We start from the raw sequence: 19,765 nt of genomic DNA on the forward strand, positions 1-19,765 counted from the left end.
ATGAATGAACAAGATATTGAACGTGGGCGCAAAAATGCCATCATAAGTTATATAACAATCATTGGCGTTATAGTTGCTTATTTTATGAATAATGAAGATAAGAACAAGAGTACTTTTGCAAGTTTCCATATTAGACAATCCTTAGGATTATGGCTTACATTTTGGGCTTTAGGTTATATTATAGGAAGTTTTGATAGTTGGTTAGTAACCTCTAGTTTTTATTTGTTTTTTGCGGTACTCTTTGTTTATGGATTATCAAATGCTATAGGAAGAAAAGCGCAAGCAGTACCTTTAGTTGGTCTATTCTATCAAAAAATATTTGCTAATCTTGGAAATTAAATGGTAAATACGTCACTCGCTTTACATCACGTTATTCGTAAATCTACTTTAACAGAAAACGCACCGTTATTGATTATGCTACATGGCTATGGCAGCGATGAAAACGATTTATTTTCATTTGCAACCGAGTTACCTGAAGAACTTTTTGTCATTTCTGTTAGAGCTCCCTACCCTATGCAACCTTATGGTAATGCTTGGTATGCTATCAATTTTGATGCCGAAAAAGGAAAATGGAATGATAACGAGCAGGCTAAAGTATCTCGTGATTTAATAGCCAAGTTTATTGATGAAGCTGTTGCAGCTTATCCTGTTAATAAAAATAATGTTTCGCTTTTAGGGTTTAGCCAAGGTTCTATTTTAAGTTACGCTGTGGCTTTAACATATCCTGAAAAGATTAAAAACGTTGTGGCTTTAAGTGGCTATGTAAACAAAGCTATTTTTCCAGAAGATATAGAAAGTCGCGATTACTCAAACTTAGACTTTTATTGTTCCCACGGCAGTGTAGACCAAGTAATCCCCATAGATTGGGCGAGACAAAACGCCCCTTTTTTAAGTAGCCTAAATATCAAACACAAATATTCCGAATTTCCTGTAGGACACGGTGTAGCCCCTCAAAATTTTTATGAGTTTAAGGCATGGTTAGTAAAACGGATACATTAAACTAATTCCGTTATTATTACTAAAATTCTATGCATGACAAAAATTTAGTATATATAAACATCTTGTTTTTAGCGTTTTTACACCTTATTTGTTACTTAGACCTCACCGGTTTTAAAGCCTGAGATTTTTGTTATCCCGGAAACTGAACTGCTACTTGTTTATACCAATTCTGCATTGAAATTAGTGTAAAAGAAAATGATGATTTTTTTCTTTACACGAAATAGAAAAACAAAGCATAGCCCTATCCCGATAGCTATCGGGAACGGTTTCTTTTTATATTGATGTAGAAATGAACAAAGGGCGTTTTATTGCGGTCATTTCAATGCGGAATTGGTATTATTTTAACAAAAAAAAAATTGTTATGTAATTAGAACAAAAAAAACTTTGTGGTTATCAGATTTTAAACAACACTCTATGATAAAAATTAATCACCTTTACTAGATAACAGTAGAAAAACTTACCATATCCTTACTTATTTACGTGATTGGAGTAATGAAGGTTACTATTTAATACGTTGCCACATATTTGAAAAAAAAACGGCAGACATAGAATTCAACGATATTGAAAAACTCAAAAAATTGGGTTTTGCTGGATTTAAAAGCGTATCGGAATTAATAGCTGACCCGAATATTCTACCTAACGAAATGGGAGTTTATTTGGTCCTAAACTCGATAGCCAAAAAAGTTGAATTTTCACCAAAAGGAGTTGGCGGATTTTTAAAGGTAAAGACCCTAATATTTCGCGAGCGGATTTGAAAAATAATTGAGTTGAAAACTCAAAAACTATTTTTAAAAGGAAAACCGAGGACTTGCAACATAAAGCCCGACCTCCCGATAGCTATCGGGAGTGGTAACGCAAAAAAAAACAAAAAGCTCAAAGGAAAACCTCAGAGCTTTTTTTAATCAACATTTGATTTGATATAATGCTTATACGAAAAGGGGCTTATCCTTCATCATTGCATTTACCTTAGTTTTTACTGTTTCTAAAACGGCTTCATCCTCAAAATTTGTAATAACCTCATCAACCAAATCAACAATAGCAACCATATCGTCTTCTTTTAAACCACGTGTGGTAACCGCAGAAACGCCTAAACGAATTCCAGAAGTTACAAATGGTGATTTATCATCAAAAGGCACCATATTTTTGTTTACAGTAATATCTGCCTTTACAAGTGCATTTTCTGCATCTTTACCAGAAAGGTTTTTATTACGCAAATCAATTAACATACAGTGGTTATCTGTACCGTTAGAAATAATATTATAACCTTTTTCAACCAAGGCATCTGCCATAGTTGTTGCATTCTGTTTTACTTGTAATTGATAGTGTAAAAAATTATCCGTCAACGCTTCTCCAAAAGCAATGGCTTTAGCAGCTATAATATGCTCTAAAGGTCCACCTTGATTTCCTGGAAAAACCGCTGAGTCTAATAAAGAAGACATTTTACGTAAGTTTCCGTTCTTTAATGTGATGCCGAATGGATTATCAAAATCTTGCCCCATCATAATCATACCACCTCTTGGCCCTCTCAATGTTTTGTGAGTGGTTGTGGTTACTATATGACAGTGTGGAAGGGGATCGTTTAAAATACCTTTTGCAATTAATCCAGCAGGATGCGAAATATCTGCCATTAAAATTGCACCAACGCTATCAGCTATAACTCTAAAGCGTTTAAAATCGATATCGCGAGAATATGCAGAAGCTCCAGCAATAATTAATTTAGGTTGCTCTTTTGTAGCAATCTCTTGAATTTTATCATAATTTAAAACTCCTGTTTCCTGCTCTACACCGTAAAATACTGGGTTGTAAAGTTTACCAGAAAAATTTACTGGCGACCCATGTGTTAAATGTCCACCATGAGACAAATCGAAACCTAAAATTTTATCACCAGGTGTTAAACACGCATGATACACAGCTGTATTTGCCTGACTTCCTGAGTGAGGCTGCACGTTTACATAAGCCGCTCCAAACAAAGCTTTAGCTCTATCAATAGCTATTTGTTCTACCTCATCAACCACTTCGCAACCGCCATAATAACGCTTTCCTGGATAGCCCTCTGCATATTTATTGGTTAACACAGAGCCTGCAGCTTCCATAACTTGGTTGCTTACAAAATTCTCTGATGCAATAAGTTCTATGCCATGTAATTGGCGTTCTTTTTCAGCTTCAATAAGTTCAAAAATTTGTTCGTCGCGTTGCATAAAATAGTGTTCTAGTTAAATAATGTGCAAAAATAGCAAATAGATTAGTTATTAGTATTAAAAAATTCAGATTTACTTTTAAGTTTTCAACGGTTTATCAACGATTCATGTTAATGCATATTTTTTATGTTTTTTTCAATTAAAATAAAAAAAATATGTACGTTTGATAAGAATACGATAACCCTTAAACAAATATAAGTATGCCATTATCAGCTAATAATCCAGATAGAAAATCGTGGTTACACGTCGATAAAAACTCCGATTTCCCAATTCAGAACATTCCTTTTGGAGTATTTTTAACTCGCGATGACATTATTACCATTGGCACGCGTATTGGCGATACCGCTATAGACTTAGGAGCATTACACCAATTAGGATATTTTGAAGGCATCCCGTTAACTGATGATATCTTTCTTCAGGACACCTTGAATGATTTTATTGCAGATGGTCGAAAAACATGGCGTGCCGTTAGAAATAGAATTGCAGAAATTTTTGATGCCGAAAACAAAACTTTAAAAGATAACAACAAGCATAAAGAAATCGTATTATTTCGTTTAGATGAAATTGAAATGAAATTACCAGTTCACGTTGGTGATTACACCGATTTCTACTCAAGCATAGAGCATGCAACCAATGTTGGCACAATGTTTAGAGACCCCGATAATGCGCTACTGCCAAACTGGTTACATATTCCAGTGGGGTATCATGGCAGAAGTTCGTCTATTATCCCTTCAGGAATTCCTATCCACAGACCGCAAGGACAAACACTTCCAGACAATGCTACAGAACCTATTTTTGGACCAAGTAAATTAGTGGATTTTGAATTAGAAATGGCTTTTATAACAACTGATGCTAACGATTTAGGAGAACCCATTCCTATTGCAGAAGCTGAAGAATATATTTTTGGATTGGTGTTGCTGAATGATTGGAGTGCTCGCGATATTCAAAAATGGGAATACGTACCTTTAGGCCCTTTCTTAGCTAAAAACTTTGCATCATCCATTTCGCCATGGATTGTAACTTTAGATGCTTTAGAGCCTTACAAAGTTGAAGGGCCGAAACCTATTAAGCCACAATTGGAGTATTTGCAATATATAGGCAAAAAGAGTTACGATATAAATTTAGAAGTATCCATACAACCAAAAGGCGCCAATGAAACCGTGGTGAGTAAATCTAACTTTAAATATATGTATTGGAATATGGCACAGCAATTAGCACATCATACGGTAAATGGTTGCCCTGTAAATTCTGGAGATATGATGGGAAGTGGCACCATTTCTGGTTCTACCGAAGATAGTTATGGCTCCATGTTAGAATTAACCTGGAAAGGCGAAAAACCACTAAAAATGAGAGATGGCACCGAACGCAAATTCATCAATGATAATGATACCGTAATCATGCGAGGTTACTGCGAAAAAGAGGGCACTAGAATTGGTTTTGGCGAGGTTTCTACTAAATTACTACCTGTTTATAAAAAGAAATAAATTAAACGTTTTTTCTGTTATTTGGGCGCTCCCCTATCGGGTCGGGCTTTCCGCTATATCTTTTTTGTGCTGAACTTGTTTTAGTATCTCATCAAGTGTTTTCTATATATACTAAAATCAGTTTCAACACAAACTTATAGTTTAGCACAAAAAAGGATGCCGCTACAATCCCTAGCGCGTTCTAGTCCGCAGTTTTCAATAATAAGCCTGCAGATATTTAGTGTACTTGAAAGCTGAGTTCAATATAATCAGCTAAATAAATAATAGATTAAAACAGATATTAATGAACTTTATAATAACCCACCCCTTAATCCCCTCCAAAATGGGGAAACTCATACGTTTGAGTTTCCATCCTAATAAGAAGGTTCCAATAACTATCGGGATAAGGGAGGTGTAAAAAAATTAATTATTCTCTTATACCACAAGTTACAAACTTGCCGTAGCAGAGAATCTATAAAAAATCATGAATATTCACTTGCTTAAACCATAAAATACGCGGGCAACCCAGCCAAAGTCATTTATAAAGCATATCTTTTATATTATCTACACATGTCTATTCTAATCAATAAAAAAATGAGTTTCTTTATAAAAAAAGTAAGATTAATTTTATAAAATAACTAAAAATTACACACTTTATCGGATTTATTAGTATTTAATAAGTATCGTTCGTATTTTGGCACCACTATTGAATTGGTTTCCCAAATAACCAAAATTTTTAACCTATGAAAAAATTACTACTCCTACCCCTTGTATTATTACTTATAGCTTGTAACACCAGAAAACAAGTCGAAATTGCCGTTAATTCTGGTAATTACGACCGCGCCATAAACACAGCACTAGATAAGCTGAGAAAGAATAAAGACAAAAAGCGTAATTACGATTATATAGTTATGCTTCAAGATGCTTATTACAAAGTAGTGGAGCGCGATTTAGAAAACATTGCGCACCTAAAAAAAGACAATAACCCTGAAACCTTTAGAAACATCTACGAACGCTATTTAGATTTAAATGCGAGACAGGAAGCTATAAAACCTATTTTGCCTTTAAACGTTAATGGTAAAAACATTCCGTTTACGTTTAACGATTATAGCAATGACATTATTAGCTCTAAAACACAACTCGCAGATTATTTATATGAAAAAGGCATAGACCTTTTAGAATCTGATGATAAACATATTATTAGACAAGCACATAGTGAGTTATCATATTTAGAACGTATTAGTCCAAATTACGAGAATACTAGAGACCTTCTAGCAGAAGCCCACGAGCGCGGAAAAGACCATATTCTAGTATCTATACATAACGATACACAACAAGTAATTCCGCAACGTTTAGAAACTGAGTTATTAAACTTTGACACCTATGGCTTAAATAAATTTTGGAACGAATATCATGCTAATAAAGTTCCTAATCTTAACTACGATTACGCCATGCATCTTAATTTAAAGCAAATTGATGTGTCTCCAGAACGTATTAACCAACGTGAGTTTTTACGAGAAAAAGAAGTTGCCGATGGTTGGGAATACGAAAAAGACCGTAATGGTAATGTGTTAAAAGACAGTTTAGGCAACGATATTAAATTTGAAAAAATCATAAAAGTAAGAGGACGTTTATATGAAACCATACAAACCAAATCTGCGCAAGTTATTGCCGATGTAGTTTATATTGATACCCATAGCAACCAATCTGTAGATACTTTTACCATAGATAGTGGTTTTGTTTTCGAACATATTTTTGCAAGATACAAAGGAGATAAACGCGCATTAGTCAAAGACGACAGACCATTATTAAATAACAGACAACTACCCTTTCCAAGTAATGAACAAATGGTGTTTGATACCGGTGAGGATTTAAAATTGCAGTTAAAGGATATTATTAATTCTTATGCTGTTAGACGGTAAATGAAAAAACCTCCCAAATTTGATTATGGGAGGTTTATTTATGGAATTTTTTAGTTACGCTTATCGACTAAGATATCGTTCCGTTTCAACGAACTATATCGTTCAATATGGGAATTACAATTTTCTTACCAAAAAATCAATAGATAATCACAGAAGCCATTAAAACTTATCAACAGAAAACTTCAAAAAATCGCCAGAAATAATCTGTTTTAAATGTTCCGTAGGCAGGTTATAAAGATATACCCAAGTTTCAAGCTCAGAACCATCTTGAAGAAAAGCAGTAACTAATTCTCTGGTATATAAATTAGGTTTGGGCTGATTTTCTCCAACACCTTCATAGTCATCTAAAACCTTAAAAAGGGTCTCAAAATCCTTCACATTAAAAATTGAACCGTAAACCTTTTCAGAAGTGTTTGTGCTTTCAATGGCACCAGGAAACCAAGACACTTGAAAAAGCTGTCCATAAAAATAACCTTTTCCAACTAATCGTGCATGAACATTTAAAAACTTAGACATATCATTATCCAAGTCTTTAAGCAATGTACCGTAAACAAATAAGTAGTTAGAATGCAAGGGCATTATAGTTAATTAACAAATCGACTTAAATCAATATCACTAATAGCACCATGAGATTCATGAGCTACCACTACCCCATTTTTAATAACAATAAGTTGCGGCGATTGGTGCATCACTTGAAACTTATAGCCGACTTCGTTGGAAACGTCTCTATAATTCAGCAAATCTAAATAGTATAAATCTAAGTTGTTCGCATTCAAATCGTAGGCATCAACAAACTGATTCATCACCATTCTGCTAATACCACAGCGTGTAGAGTGTTTAAAAACCACTTGTGTTTTAGTAGCCGATTTTTCGTTTATAGTATCTAATTGAGATAATTCACTTAATGTAATCCAAGGCAATAGTTTTTCTTCCTTTGGTTCAGATGAACCAAATAATTTCTTTATTAATCCCATAAATTGAATTCTGTTTTTTTTTCGTTCCGTACAAATAAAATGTACTTATTTTTATTTATTCATAATAATAATAATAATAATAATAATAAGTCGAATCATTCTCCCAACCTTACAAACCGACAAAAAGTCACTAAAAACAAGGCTTAAACAGACATTTTGTCCCTTACAATGAGTTGGTAGGATAATTGACCTATAGATTGTAAAGAAAATAAAATTAGAGTTATGAACTTAAATAATTATACAATAAAATCGCAAGAAGCCATACAGCAAGCGCAACAAATTGCTCAAGGCTTCGGACATCAACAAATAGAAAATGAACATATTTTTAAAGGCATTTTTGAAGTTGATGAAAACGTATTGCCTTTCATTTTGAAGAAATTGAATGTAAACGTTTCCATTTTAGAACAAGCTTTGGATAAACAATTGGAAAGTTTTTCAAAAGTAACAGGTAGCGAATTGATGCTATCTCGTGAAGCTGGAAAAAGCCTTAACGAAGCGTCTATTATTGCTAAAAAAATGAAAGATGATTTTGTTTCTATAGAGCATTTGATTCTTGCCGTTTTTAAATCGAATAGTAAAATAGCACAAATGTTAAAAGACCAAGGTGTTACTGAAAAAACTTTAAAAGCTGCTATTGATGAATTACGAAAAGGCGAAAACGTGACTTCACAAAGTCAAGAGGAAACTTATAATGCCTTAAACAAATACGCAAAAAACTTAAATCAGTTAGCCAAAGACGGGAAATTAGACCCCGTAATTGGTCGTGATGAAGAAATACGTAGAATTCTTCAAATTTTATCAAGAAGAACAAAAAACAACCCGATTTTAGTTGGAGAGCCTGGAACAGGGAAAACCGCTATTGCAGAAGGTTTAGCACATAGAATTATTGATGGCGACATTCCTGAAAACCTAAAAGACAAGCAAATTTTCGCTTTGGATATGGGTTCGCTAATAGCAGGTGCAAAATATAAGGGCGAATTCGAAGAGCGATTAAAAGCCGTGATTAAAGAAGTTACCACTAGTGATGGCGATATCGTACTATTTATTGACGAAATACACACCCTTGTTGGTGCTGGTGGTGGCCAAGGTGCCATGGATGCTGCAAACATCCTAAAACCCGCATTGGCTCGCGGCGAACTGCGTGCCATTGGAGCAACGACTTTAGATGAATATCAAAAATACTTTGAAAAGGATAAAGCTTTAGAACGTCGTTTTCAAAAAGTTATGGTTGATGAACCAGATACCGAAAGCGCCATTTCAATCCTTAGAGGGATTAAGGAAAAATATGAAACCCATCATAAAGTACGTATTAAGGATGAGGCTATTATTGGCGCTGTAGAGCTTTCAACACGATACATTACAAATCGTTTTTTACCAGATAAGGCCATCGATTTAATGGATGAAGCCGCTTCTAAATTACGCATGGAAATCAATTCTAAGCCAGAAGAACTGGATGTTTTGGACCGCAAAATTATGCAGTTAGAAATTGAGATTGAAGCTATTAAAAGAGAAAAAGATGAAAGCAAATTAAAATCGTTGCGCTCAGATTTAGCTAATATAAAAGAAACCAGAAACGCACTTAATGCGAAATGGAAGTCTGAAAAAGAGGTGGTTGACAATATTCAAAATACAAAACAAGATATTGAAAACTTCAAATTAGAAGCTGAAAAAGCAGAACGCGAAGGCGATTATGGTAAAGTTGCTGAATTACGTTATGGGAAAATTAAAGAAGCGCAAGAACAGCTTGAAATCTTTCAGAAGAATCTAGATGAGCAATCTGAAACCTCATTAATAAAAGAGGAAGTTACTTATGATGACATCGCTGAAGTTGTTGCAAAATGGACAGGAATTCCCGTTACCAAAATGATACAAAGCGAACGCGAAAAGCTTTTAAAATTAGAGGACGAATTACATAAGCGCGTAGTGGGTCAAAATGAAGCTATTGAAGCGGTTAGTGATGCCGTTAGAAGAAGTCGCGCAGGTTTACAAAATCCCAAAAAGCCAATCGGAACCTTCTTATTTTTAGGAACTACGGGGGTTGGTAAAACGGAACTTGCAAAAGCATTAGCTGAATATTTGTTTGATGATGAAAACGCGATGACTAGAATTGATATGAGTGAATACCAAGAGCGTCATGCTGTAAGTAGATTGATTGGCGCACCTCCGGGTTATGTTGGCTATGATGAAGGCGGACAGCTAACGGAAGCGGTTAGAAGAAAACCATATTCTGTAGTACTTCTAGACGAAATTGAAAAAGCACACCCAGATACGTTTAATATCTTATTACAAGTCTTAGACGAGGGGCATTTAACCGATAACAAAGGGCGTGTGGCTGATTTTAAAAACACAATCATCATCATGACCTCTAATATGGGAAGCATGCTTATCCATGAACGTTTTGAAGCCACAAAAGATATAAATTCTGCCATTGAAGCTGCAAAAGTTGATGTGTTGGCACTCTTAAAACAAACGGTTCGTCCAGAATTCTTAAATAGGATAGATGACACCGTAATGTTTACACCGTTAAGTAAAGAAAACATTGTTAAAATTGTTGGTTTACAGCTAAAAGGTGTCACGAAAATGATTGCCGAGCAAGGCATTACTTTTGATGCAACACCTGAAGCCATAGCCTATTTAGCTAAAAAAGGCTATAATCCAGAATATGGAGCAAGACCTGTAAAACGTGTGATTCAAAAAGAAGTACTGAATGCTTTGAGTAAAGAAATCTTAGCAGGAAAAATAACTACAGATAGCATTATTTTACTAGATGCTTTTGATGATAAGTTAGTTTTTAGAAATCAAGGCGACTTGGTTAAAGAAGAATTTTAAAATTTAATAGATCCTATTTGTAACAAATTCTTACACAAATAGTCTATTAGTTTGGTTGGTTAGTTGGAAAGCAACATGAATCTTGTAATGAGATGATTGTTGCTTTTCTTTTTTCCTGAAAATTAGAGCATATAAAATATAAATGCACTTTCAAAATTAAATGCCATGCACAATAAAGGTAAAAGCCACTTAAAATCGGAAGTATGGTGCTGATTTGTTCATTCGAATTTATTAATACCTAAAATACAAACATAAACAGAAGATTTCATGAAATCGATTAAAACACCCCGTAACTAACTGAAAATCAATATATTTTTCAAAAATCAAGCAAACTAAAGTCCTATTGTATATAAAAACAAATTTAAAAACATACTATTTATCAAGCTAAGTTGTTATTAATTAATAATGAATGCCGTTTATCTAAAAATTGTATCTTTTGTAACGTTTTACGAATTAAAATTGATAAATTAGCTAGAATTTCCGTTCCAAAACGACAAATAAGCCTATTAAAGATTCCGTTTTGCTATCATAGTAAATACAGATTAAAAACACGTTATAATTATAATGAATATCTCCAATTACATAGACTATACACTTTTAAACCCAACTACTACTGAACACGATATTATTGAACTTTGCCATAATGCAAAAGAAAATAATTTTCATGCTGTCTGCATAAACAGTTGTTATGTGGCAGTAGCCAATCAGTTGTTAGATGAAACGGATGTTAAAATATGTTCCGTAGTTGGATTTCCTCTAGGCGCTATGGCAACAAAAGCTAAAGTTTACGAAGCGGAATTAGCAATAGCAAATGGCGCAGATGAAATTGATATGGTAATCAATATTGGGCTTCTTAAAAGCAGAAACTACGTTTCTGTTTTAAGAGACATTACCGATGTAAAATCCGCTATTGGAGACACCCCTCTAAAAGTTATTTTAGAAATATCTGAATTAAACAAAAACGAGATTATTAGAGCTTGTGAAATCTGTTTAGATGCCAATGCCGATTTTATTAAAACCTCAACAGGTTTTTCTAAAGGTGGAGCAACACTTACCGCTGTAAAAATCATTAAAAAAACGGTAAGAAATCGCGCTAAGATAAAAGCTTCTGGCGGTATAGCAGATTACGAAACAGCCTTAAAATATATTGATGCCGGCGCAGACAGAATCGGAACGTCTTCTCTTATAAAAGCAACCACCAATGCCCATCAAATTAGAAATACCAGAATTTACAAACAATATATAGAGACTTTACAAAAAACGGATAGTTCTAAAACCAATAAAATCACTAAAGAAGTTTAATACTTCACGGTTAAAAACATTAAAGTTGACAAAAACAAAATGCGGCGTAAAATCATTTGATTTTACGCCGCATTTTGTTTGATAACTTATTTTAATTAAAACAAAAATCAAACTTCAAAAACCTCTCAAAACTGATTAAAATCATTGTTTATAAATAATAAAATTCCGCATCTTACCGTTAACGATTTAGTGCTTTAAAAAGCCATCTTAAATCAAAAAATAGACTTAACTTTAGCAAGGATATGAAATTATTAAATAGCTATATAGACCATACACTTTTAAAAGCAACCGCAACAAAAGAAGACATTACCCAGTTATGTGACGAAGCAAAAGAACACAATTTCTTTTCTGTTTGTGTAAACAGCGCTTTTGTCAGTTTAGCTAAACAACAATTAAAAAACAGCGAAGTAAAAATCTGTGCAGTCGTTGGATTTCCGCTTGGCGCCATGAGTACACAAGCTAAAACTTTGGAAGCAAAATATGCATTACACGATGGTGCAGATGAAATAGATATGGTTATTAACGTTGGCCTACTAAAAAGCAAAGATTTTGATGGGGTTTGGAAAGATATTGAAGCTGTAAAAAGCATCATGCCAAATAACACTTTAAAAGTTATTTTAGAAACCTGTTATCTTGAAGACATAGAAATAATTAAAGCTAGTGAACTTGCCATACAAAGTGGTGCCGACTATATAAAAACATCTACTGGTTTTGGAACTGCAGGCGCAACAATTCACGATGTAAAACTTATGAAACGTGTTGCTAAAAACGTTATCAAAATAAAAGCATCTGGAGGAATAAAGGATACTAAAACAGCCTTAGATTATATTCATTTGGGCGTTGAACGGTTAGGCACATCATCTGGTATCGCAATTATTTCTGGCAAATCATCAAATTCAAACTACTAATAAATGAGCATACATATTGAAGCAAAAAAAGGAGATATCGCAGAAACTATTTTACTGCCAGGCGACCCTTTAAGAGCCAAATGGATTGCAGAAACCTTCTTAGAAAATCCGTTTTGCTTTAATAAGGTAAGAGGTATGCTAGGATACACAGGCACCTATGATGGTAAACGTGTTTCCGTAATGGGAACAGGTATGGGCGTGCCTTCAATCTCTATTTATGCACACGAGCTTATTGCCGAATACAAGGTAAAAAACTTAATTCGCGTGGGTAGTGCTGGTTCTTATCAAAAACATGTAAAACTTAGAGATGTTGTATTTGCAATGGCGGCATCATCTAATTCGGGGGTCAATGAACTTCGTTTTGGAGGTGCAGACTACGCGCCTACGGCAAACTTCGAATTGTTTCAAAAAGCTGTGGATGCAGCCAAAACAAAAAACATATTTATAAAAGCTGGCAATGTATTTACTTCGGATGAGTTTTATGCGGACGATTTCGAATCTTATAAAAAGTGGTCCAAATTTGGAGTGCTTTGTGTTGAAATGGAAACTGCTGGACTATATACTATTGCTGCCAAGCATGGTGTAAATGCTTTGTCAATTCTTACCATTTCTGACTCTTTAGTAACTGGCGAACGTACCACAAGCAAAGAACGAGAAACTACATTTAAAGATATGATCGCAATAGCTTTAGAATTGGCGTAAATTAATCATAAATTTTTGGGCGTTACCCCGAAAAAGGGTCGGGCTTTCACTACTCGCTCCCTCCTAAAAAGTCGGGGAGCTCAAACATGCCGTTCTATCCCTAACGCTCACTTGTCTGCGAAATTCGTTTTTAAATCAATAGAGTTTGGTTCTTTTGTTAATTTTTGTTGTTATCGTATTTTACAATATTCCTCAAAGTCGGGAGACTTTGCGAGAAGCGGGTTGCCATAGTTATAATACCACAACCACATGTTCCAATTCTATTTTTGAAAGTAATTCTAACGCATCGTTTTCAAATAGACTATCTAAATCTTCCAATTTAGCTTGACTTTCAATTGGCTTGTAATTATTATAATCAACAAACCGAATACCTTCTATAAAACGCTCATTATAAGCTTCGCGGAAACGCAGACCTAAACCATGATTTTCTTCATAAGAATATGCTAAATAATCAGCCTTAAACGTTTCGGTATTTATCCAATAGATAAAAACATCATCAAAATCTTCACCGCCTCCTTCTTGGTTAAAAGTAACCTTGATTTTATGGTAACCGTTACTTTTAATCTCTACTTTACCGATATAAGATTTATTTACCGCAGCTCCATTTAAACCATAAGGCAAGACCGAAAAATAATGCACAGAATTTACCGAACCTGCATACGCTTGTGCTTTTCCTTCAGATACTTCAAAAATGGTATTATTAATATAGCGCTGAAACCCTTTATTATTTAAAACATCTTTAATTTCCCCTAAAGAATCACTAAAACCTCTCTGATAATTGAATTTCCCATTATTTCTTGTGGCATTGTAGTGCTTATCTCTGAAATCAAACTCAATATTTGAGTTATCCAAAAGCGTTCCACCTGAAACTTCAATCGACTTTACGATAACGGCATCTGCATCTTGAAGTTCCTTTTCACAACTATAAATAAGCCCTGTTAATACAAAAAGCAACATGATCTTTTTTATCATAACTAAAGTTTTAAAAGTCTGTCGTAAAACGATGTCATTACTTAATTTATGTTGGTCAAACTTTAATTAATATTAAGAATTAAGACTAAATGTAATTGTATTATCTGTAAACTTCTGAGCCAACACATCAATGGCTGACTCCTTTAGCTGCAATACTCTAGGATAACCACCTGTTGTCTGACAATCTCGCATTAAAATAATCAATTTTCCAGAAGGCGTTAACTGAACTGTTCCCGGAAGTACCGCAGATGTTATAATGGCATCTAAATTGTTTCCTAAAGGCTCTTTTAATTGATATGCCATTCTATTGTTTTCCTTAGAAATAGTAAATGTATTTGAAAGTAATCTTTCTTGTTGCTCACCTGAAAGTAAATCGAATTCCGGCCCTTTAAAAACGTGTATAATCGATGCTTTTAAATAAGAATTATCAATTTTAAGTCTAGCGTGATGTTTCGTTTTACTAAAAGAACACCGCTTCACAGATAATTTACCCCCTTTTTGCAGATAATATTTAGGTGTAATACCCTTATACATACTCCTGCTGTTCATTATCATTTCAGTTTCAAAACCTCCTAATATGGCTAGGTAACAGCGAAACCCTGATTCTAATTTCCCAAATGATAACACATCATTTTTATTAACCTTTGTAACCTTATTATTTTGGATTAGCAAATCATTCAACTTCGGACTCATATATGCTCCAGACAAACAAATTAGTGTCTCGCAATCAAATTGCAAAGTTACCCCTGTCATGGTCATTTCAATTACAGCTTCATTTTCATTATTACCAAGCAACGCATTAACCATTGATGCTGCATATCTATCCATAACCCCAGAATACGGCACACCATAATCTTGAAAACCTATGCGTCCAAAATCTTGGATGCTCGAATAAAAACCAGATTTTAGAACTTTAACCATTCAGGACCTCGCTTTCTAATTGATACACATTAGCATCCACCAATGTTTTAATATGTTGGTGTTCTTTTAACGATATGGGATAAAACTGAAGTTGATCTCCTGCTTTAGCAAAACACGGTTTCTTTTTTGAACTATCAAAAAAATTAATTGGTGAATTCCCAATTACGTTCCAGCCTCCTGGACTTTCTTGAGGGTATATTCCGGTTTGATTCCCGCCTATGGCAACCGCTCCTTTTTCAATTTTTAATCTTGGTGTTGCTTTTCTTGGCGTAAATAATGTTTCATCTAAACCTCCTAAATATAAAAATCCGGGTAAAAAACCAATAAAATAAATCGTGTAAAGTGATTTAGAATGACATGTAATAATGTCTGCTTTCAACATGTTTTTTTCTTCTGAAATCATCTCTAAATCTATCCCAAAACTAACATCATAACATACTGGGATTTTCCATAAAATTTTGTTCGAAGTTATTGCAAACTCATTTAAACTATAGATTTTATCTATATAACTAATTTCAGTACTTTCACTTTCTATAAATTCTTTATATATAATTAATAATGAATTATATGCAGTTTTTACTTCAACCAACTCTTTAACACTATTATTTAATATTTTTTCTTTAAGACAAAGAATATCTTCTAAAATTTCGCTATCAATCTTAGCTGGCCATTCCACCAAAATTGAGCGTTCTCCGAAGCGTTTATATGTAAGCAAAAAAGCCATTGATACTTATCTGATTTTAATACCTTTATTTTTTAAACGACTGACTAAATTAGTGATTACATTCACAGCATCGGGATGATCGCCATGAACGCAAAACGTTTCCGCTTTAAGCGTTATTAATTCACCTGAAATAGTCTTGACTTTTTTATCTATAATCATACTATAAACATGATTAAACACGGCTTCTGCATCATGAATTATGGCGTTGTCTTCATTTCTTGAAACCAAAGTTAAATCGTCATTATAGTTTCTATCCGCAAAGGCTTCATACATAATTTGTATATTATTCTGAACAGCAACATCTGCAATAACAGAATTAAAAGGCACATACAATTTTAAAGGCAGTGCTAAAGCTTTTACGACCTCAACAATAACGTTAGCCGCTTTTTCATCAACTGCGGCCAAATTATACAAAGCACCATGAGGTTTTATATGGTGAAGGGCAACATGCTCTTCATCTAGAATCGTTATTAAATCTTTAATTTGATTTTTTATTGACGTATAGAGTACAACACAAGGCATATCCATAACCTGTCGCCCAAAATTTGCTTTATCTGGAAACGACGGATGGGCACCTATCTTAACACTATGCTGTTTTGCGAGTTTAACCACATGTTGCATGGTTTCAGAATCTCCTGCATGGCCACCACAAGCTATATTGCACGACGAAATATAAGGCATGAGTTGAGATTCATTACCTACCCCCTCGCCTGTATCAACGTTAATATCTATAATTCGATTTTCCACCTAACTAATTTAGCTATTCTACGGTAGAATTTAAAGCATAAATAGCAAAACTTCCTAACCAATGTCCACCTTCATAACTATCGCCAACAATACTCGGTAAAGAGTAGTTTATATGTTGATTTGCAATGTTTTTTAAGTGAGCATATTCTGGCAATCCATCAACAATTTTATTTAAACTCCATGCTCTTGAAAAATTGACACCATCTAAATGCACTAAATGCCCATCGGTTCTATCGGATACCACACCAACTTCTAATTTGAAGTTTTTATCTTTTAACTGCGGTAAGAAAGCTTCTAACCAAGGTTTGAATTCCCCAATTGGCAATAAACGTTTCATTAGTGCAGCCTCCTCTAAACAGGGCGATAAAAAATCACTTCCGCTCGGTTCCCAAGACATCGGGCAATTTTCGTCTTTTAGATAGAAAAACATAGCACGGTCTTTAATTGCAGATTTTAATGGGTCATGGTTTATAGTTTCTGCATAATCATAGGCAAACGATAATCCGAAAGCCGTATTAGCGTGCGTTCCCACACGAAGCGGATAATTTAATTTGGGCAGAAACTCCATGTATTTTTCAATAATCAAATCGGTTAACGGTTGCAGATTTGTTTCTAATTGTCGTGCGGTTTCATCATCCCAAGTATGTATTGTCTCAGCTAGTTTTAATAGCCACGCCCAACCATAGGTGCGTTCGTAAGATTTGTTGTGTTTTCCATAGAAGTATTGAACCTCAGCATCTATATTTTCCTTTGAAATATTATTAAGCAATTTTTGTTTAATAGCTTCTGCATTATGAATATCTGGAAATGATTTTAGTAAACTCACCAAACTCCAATGCCCGTGTACTGCCGAATGCCAATCGAAACAACCATAAAATGCGGGGTGCAATTGGGTTGGGGGTTTTAAATCTTCATCGCCTCCCAAAGTCTGCGATAAACGGTTTGGGTATTCCGTGTTTATGCAGTGCAGTGGTAAATCAGCCAAGGTGTTTGCTTGTTTTAAGTTTAAAACTGGAGTTACCTCTTGTTTGACTTCTGGTATGGGCTCTGTTTCTTTTTTATTTTCGGAATGGTTGCAGTTAAAAATGAGAAGTGAAAGCAGTAGAATGCGTGTGTTTTTCATGTTATAAATTTAGTATTAAATCTATAAAAGAAAAAGTGTTTTATGGAAATGGTTAAAGGTAGTATGTTTATACGTTTATGGTTTCTTGCTTATACTCAAAGTCGGGAGACTTTGCGGAGCGGGATTATGAAATTTATAGTTCCTACTCATACATGTTTTTTTATAGTTTACATTATAGATTTGATGAATAGATACCACACGAAAGGATTCGTGCGGTAGCGGCGATTCGTGCGGTAGCGGCGTCAAAGATGGTTTCTTAATTATTATACAGATTCCTGCCTCCGCAGGAATTAGCCCAACCAGCCCTCTCTATCCAAACTTCTATATTGAATAGCTTCACTGATATGCGAACCATTTACATCCTCAACACCTTCCAAATCAGCAATCGTTCTTGATACTTTCAAAATCCTGTCGTAAGCACGAGCCGATAAATTCAAACGTTCCATGGCGGTCTTCAAAAGTTGCATGGATTCTTCATCTAAAACACAATGTTTTCTAATTTGCTTAACATTCATTTGGGCATTATAATGCACTTTATCAGAATCATCAAAACGTTGCGTTTGAATTTGCCTGGCTTTAGTAACACGTTTTCTAATTTCTACAGAGGTCTCCCCTTTTCTATTATCCGATAATTTTTCAAAAGGTACGGGTGTTACTTCAATATGAATATCAATTCTATCCAACAATGGGCCAGAAACTTTACTTAAATACCGTTGCATTTCAGCAGGACTTGATGTTACAGGGGAATCTGGATCATTAAAATAACCACTCGGGCTCGGGTTCATACTCGCCACCAACATAAACGATGATGGATACGTTACCGTAAACTTGGCTCTGGAAATTGTAACCTCTCTATCTTCTAACGGCTGACGCATAACCTCCAATACTTCACGCTTAAATTCGGGTAATTCATCCAAAAACAAAACACCATTGTGGGACATGGAAATTTCTCCGGGTTGCGGGTAACTACCACCGCCGACTAATGCCACGTTTGAAATGGTATGGTGTGGACTTCTAAACGGACGTTGCGCCATCAACCCGGTATCTTTTACACGCCCAACTACAGAATGTATTTTAGTTGTTTCTAAAGCTTCATGAAGCGTCATGGGCGGTAAAATACTGGGCAATCGTTTTGCAAGCATTGTTTTTCCAGCTCCTGGAGGTCCTATTAAAATAATATTGTGCCCACCAGCTGCTGCTATTTCCATACAACGTTTAATACCTTCCTGTCCTTTAACATCTGAAAAATCAAACTCAGGGAAGTTTAGATTCTTTTCAAACTCTTCCCGTGTATTAATTATGGTTTGCTCTAAAGGTTCTCCTTTATCAAAATAGTTAATGACTTGCTCAATATTATCTACACCATAAACTTCAAGATTATCAACTATGGCGGCTTCTTTTGCATTTTGCGAAGGAAGAATAAACCCTTTAAAACCTTCCTCCCTAGCTTTAACGGCAATTGGTAAAGCGCCTTTTATGGGTTGCAAACTGCCATCTAAAGAAAGCTCGCCCATTATTACATATTTATCTAAATCTTCGGCTTTAATTTGGTCTGTTGATGCTAAAATACCAACAGCTAATGTCAGATCATATGCAGAACCCTCTTTTCGTAAGTCAGCAGGCGACATATTAATAATAATCTTTTTTCCTGGAATTCTGTATCCATTATTTTGAAGTGCGGCCGCAATTCTAAAATTACTCTCTTTAATGGCATTATCAGGCAAACCAACCAAGTGATAACCCACCCCCTTATCTACATTTACCTCAACTACTACTGTTGAAGCTTCTACACCAAATACGGCACTTGCAAAAACTTTTTTAAGCATATTTTTTATTTATCGCTTAAATGTAAGAAATGTAATTTAATTTTGATGAAAGCAGTAAAAACATTTAACAAATTACTAATTCTATAATTCTCAAAATATTCTATAAAAAAAATCCCGCCGAAGCGGGATTCATAAATTGGACTATCAAACTAATT

17 protein-coding genes are annotated in these 19,765 nt (G+C 34.6%); 8 read left to right on the forward strand and 9 right to left on the reverse strand.

The annotated features are described in order from the left end of the window. Positions 1-339 carry a hypothetical protein gene (locus tag ABD935_RS13030; RefSeq protein WP_345192581.1) on the forward strand — a complete coding sequence of 113 codons (339 nt, stop codon included), beginning with the start codon at positions 1-3 and terminating at the stop codon, positions 337-339. Further along, positions 340-999, forward strand: a complete 660-nt coding sequence (locus tag ABD935_RS13035; protein WP_345192584.1) for an alpha/beta hydrolase — start codon at positions 340-342, stop codon at positions 997-999. Between the two features lie 926 nt (positions 1,000-1,925). Here ABD935_RS13035 and glyA read toward each other — a convergent pair. Then, positions 1,926-3,197 carry a serine hydroxymethyltransferase gene (gene glyA / locus ABD935_RS13040; protein WP_345192586.1) on the reverse strand — a complete coding sequence of 424 codons (1,272 nt, stop codon included), beginning with the start codon at positions 3,195-3,197 and terminating at the stop codon, positions 1,926-1,928. 200 nt (positions 3,198-3,397) lie between these two features. Between glyA and fahA the strand changes: the two genes are divergently transcribed. Both fahA and ABD935_RS13050 read left to right on the forward strand, forming a co-directional pair. Then, a complete protein-coding gene (gene fahA / locus ABD935_RS13045; RefSeq protein ID WP_345192588.1) occupies positions 3,398-4,681 on the forward strand; it encodes a fumarylacetoacetase in 1,284 nt (427 codons plus the stop codon). Between the two features lie 722 nt (positions 4,682-5,403). Then, positions 5,404-6,582 (forward strand): hypothetical protein, encoded by a 1,179-nt coding sequence (locus tag ABD935_RS13050; RefSeq protein ID WP_345192589.1) that lies wholly within the window; start codon positions 5,404-5,406, stop codon positions 6,580-6,582. Positions 6,583-6,741: 159 nt separating this feature from the next. Here ABD935_RS13050 and ABD935_RS13055 read toward each other — a convergent pair whose 3' ends face one another. Together ABD935_RS13055 and ytxJ are read right to left on the reverse strand one after the other, a co-directional pair. Then, positions 6,742-7,155 (reverse strand): gamma-glutamylcyclotransferase family protein, encoded by a 414-nt coding sequence (locus tag ABD935_RS13055; protein WP_345192591.1) that lies wholly within the window; start codon positions 7,153-7,155, stop codon positions 6,742-6,744. 11 nt (positions 7,156-7,166) lie between these two features. Continuing rightward, on the reverse strand, positions 7,167-7,556 hold the full coding sequence (gene ytxJ / locus ABD935_RS13060; RefSeq protein ID WP_345192593.1) for a bacillithiol system redox-active protein YtxJ: 390 nt from the start codon (positions 7,554-7,556) through the stop codon (positions 7,167-7,169). A gap of 222 nt (positions 7,557-7,778) precedes the next feature. Here ytxJ and clpB point away from each other — a divergent pair, with 222 nt between their 5' ends. From clpB to deoD, 4 genes are all read left to right on the forward strand, one after another. Then, a complete protein-coding gene (gene clpB, locus ABD935_RS13065; protein ID WP_345192595.1) occupies positions 7,779-10,385 on the forward strand; it encodes an ATP-dependent chaperone ClpB in 2,607 nt (868 codons plus the stop codon). 564 nt (positions 10,386-10,949) lie between these two features. Continuing rightward, on the forward strand, positions 10,950-11,687 hold the full coding sequence (gene deoC / locus ABD935_RS13070) for a deoxyribose-phosphate aldolase (RefSeq protein ID WP_345192597.1): 738 nt from the start codon (positions 10,950-10,952) through the stop codon (positions 11,685-11,687). Positions 11,688-11,929: 242 nt separating this feature from the next. After that, on the forward strand, positions 11,930-12,595 hold the full coding sequence (gene deoC / locus ABD935_RS13075) for a deoxyribose-phosphate aldolase (RefSeq protein WP_345192599.1): 666 nt from the start codon (positions 11,930-11,932) through the stop codon (positions 12,593-12,595). Positions 12,596-12,598: 3 nt separating this feature from the next. Next, entirely contained in the window at positions 12,599-13,297 is a 699-nt protein-coding gene (deoD, locus tag ABD935_RS13080; protein WP_345192601.1) for a purine-nucleoside phosphorylase, read from the forward strand. Between the two features lie 231 nt (positions 13,298-13,528). On the opposite strand, the gene ABD935_RS13085 is transcribed toward deoD, so the two are convergent. From ABD935_RS13085 to ABD935_RS13110, 6 genes are all read right to left on the reverse strand, one after another. After that, a complete protein-coding gene (locus tag ABD935_RS13085) occupies positions 13,529-14,269 on the reverse strand; it encodes a DUF6503 family protein (protein ID WP_345192603.1) in 741 nt (246 codons plus the stop codon). Between the two features lie 72 nt (positions 14,270-14,341). Next, complete coding sequence (locus ABD935_RS13090; protein ID WP_345192605.1) at positions 14,342-15,190, reverse strand: 5-oxoprolinase subunit C family protein; 849 nt, start codon at positions 15,188-15,190, stop codon at positions 14,342-14,344. After that, complete coding sequence (pxpB, locus tag ABD935_RS13095) at positions 15,183-15,914, reverse strand: 5-oxoprolinase subunit PxpB (RefSeq protein WP_345192607.1); 732 nt, start codon at positions 15,912-15,914, stop codon at positions 15,183-15,185. Before pxpB ends, ABD935_RS13090 begins: the two co-directional genes overlap by 8 nt. Before the next feature lie 6 nt (positions 15,915-15,920). Continuing rightward, entirely contained in the window at positions 15,921-16,661 is a 741-nt protein-coding gene (gene pxpA / locus ABD935_RS13100; protein ID WP_345192609.1) for a 5-oxoprolinase subunit PxpA, read from the reverse strand. A 13-nt stretch (positions 16,662-16,674) separates the two neighbouring features. Then, positions 16,675-17,784 carry a DUF2891 domain-containing protein gene (locus tag ABD935_RS13105; protein ID WP_345192611.1) on the reverse strand — a complete coding sequence of 370 codons (1,110 nt, stop codon included), beginning with the start codon at positions 17,782-17,784 and terminating at the stop codon, positions 16,675-16,677. Positions 17,785-18,074: 290 nt separating this feature from the next. Next, on the reverse strand, positions 18,075-19,610 hold the full coding sequence (locus ABD935_RS13110) for a YifB family Mg chelatase-like AAA ATPase (protein WP_345192612.1): 1,536 nt from the start codon (positions 19,608-19,610) through the stop codon (positions 18,075-18,077). Positions 19,611-19,765 lie beyond the last annotated feature (155 nt).

Source organism: Algibacter agarivorans, from assembly GCF_039543245.1.
GTDB lineage: Bacteria > Bacteroidota > Bacteroidia > Flavobacteriales > Flavobacteriaceae > Algibacter_G > Algibacter_G agarivorans.

What these genes read in the sequence shown, in the direction of transcription:
- ABD935_RS13030 (WP_345192581.1), top strand. Translation starts at nt 1, where the DNA reads ATGAATGAACAAGATATTGAACGTGGGCGCAAAAATGCCATCATAAGT.
- ABD935_RS13035 (WP_345192584.1), top strand. Translation starts at nt 340, where the DNA reads ATGGTAAATACGTCACTCGCTTTACATCACGTTATTCGTAAATCTACT.
- glyA (WP_345192586.1), bottom strand. Translation starts at nt 3,197, where the DNA reads ATGCAACGCGACGAACAAATTTTTGAACTTATTGAAGCTGAAAAAGAA.
- fahA (WP_345192588.1), top strand. Translation starts at nt 3,398, where the DNA reads ATGCCATTATCAGCTAATAATCCAGATAGAAAATCGTGGTTACACGTC.
- ABD935_RS13050 (WP_345192589.1), top strand. Translation starts at nt 5,404, where the DNA reads ATGAAAAAATTACTACTCCTACCCCTTGTATTATTACTTATAGCTTGT.
- ytxJ (WP_345192593.1), bottom strand. Translation starts at nt 7,556, where the DNA reads ATGGGATTAATAAAGAAATTATTTGGTTCATCTGAACCAAAGGAAGAA.
- clpB (WP_345192595.1), top strand. Translation starts at nt 7,779, where the DNA reads ATGAACTTAAATAATTATACAATAAAATCGCAAGAAGCCATACAGCAA.
- deoC (WP_345192597.1), top strand. Translation starts at nt 10,950, where the DNA reads ATGAATATCTCCAATTACATAGACTATACACTTTTAAACCCAACTACT.
- deoC (WP_345192599.1), top strand. Translation starts at nt 11,930, where the DNA reads ATGAAATTATTAAATAGCTATATAGACCATACACTTTTAAAAGCAACC.
- deoD (WP_345192601.1), top strand. Translation starts at nt 12,599, where the DNA reads ATGAGCATACATATTGAAGCAAAAAAAGGAGATATCGCAGAAACTATT.
- ABD935_RS13085 (WP_345192603.1), bottom strand. Translation starts at nt 14,269, where the DNA reads ATGATAAAAAAGATCATGTTGCTTTTTGTATTAACAGGGCTTATTTAT.
- ABD935_RS13090 (WP_345192605.1), bottom strand. Translation starts at nt 15,190, where the DNA reads ATGGTTAAAGTTCTAAAATCTGGTTTTTATTCGAGCATCCAAGATTTT.
- pxpB (WP_345192607.1), bottom strand. Translation starts at nt 15,914, where the DNA reads ATGGCTTTTTTGCTTACATATAAACGCTTCGGAGAACGCTCAATTTTG.
- ABD935_RS13105 (WP_345192611.1), bottom strand. Translation starts at nt 17,784, where the DNA reads ATGAAAAACACACGCATTCTACTGCTTTCACTTCTCATTTTTAACTGC.
- ABD935_RS13110 (WP_345192612.1), bottom strand. Translation starts at nt 19,610, where the DNA reads ATGCTTAAAAAAGTTTTTGCAAGTGCCGTATTTGGTGTAGAAGCTTCA.